The sequence below is a fragment of the Bradyrhizobium sp. Leo78 genome (assembly GCF_059512425.1).
Genome location: NZ_JCAMOT010000289.1, coordinates 1 through 373 on the forward strand (window position 1 = coordinate 1; position 373 = coordinate 373).

A 373-nucleotide genomic window follows, 5' to 3' on the forward strand; every position below is an offset into this window, starting at 1 on the left:
GGAACATTCTTTCAAGTTACAAGTTGGGACCGGAGCCAGATTTTTTGGAGGTTCATCATGGCCGACAACACGGAAAAGGACCCGAATGAGTGGGTTTCAGGACATGATCCGATGACGGGCGCCCAAGCGTCGTACCTCAAAACCCTTGCGGAGCAGGCGCACGAGCCCGTCCCAGGAGAGAAGGAACTCACGAAGGCAGAGGCGTCCGAGCTGATCGAGAAGCTGCGGAAGAAGGTCGGGTTGGGGAAATAGCCCGCCCTCCCGTCAACGGCCGCCGTTCCGCACCGATCTCGCGGTGGAAAAGCAACTGCTCCCGCGTTTGCGAATCCCTGCCCTGTGCTAGCTCGCCGGAACGCAAGTTGAGCTCGCGGAT

At 59.2% G+C, this 373-nt stretch carries 1 protein-coding gene; it reads left to right on the forward strand.

Going from position 1 to position 373, the window contains the following annotated elements:
* Positions 1–252 (forward strand): DUF3072 domain-containing protein (locus tag AC5ZG1_RS44735; protein WP_496136620.1); only part of this gene is annotated, 252 nt, incomplete at its 5' end.
* Positions 253–373: the final 121 nt, after the last annotated feature.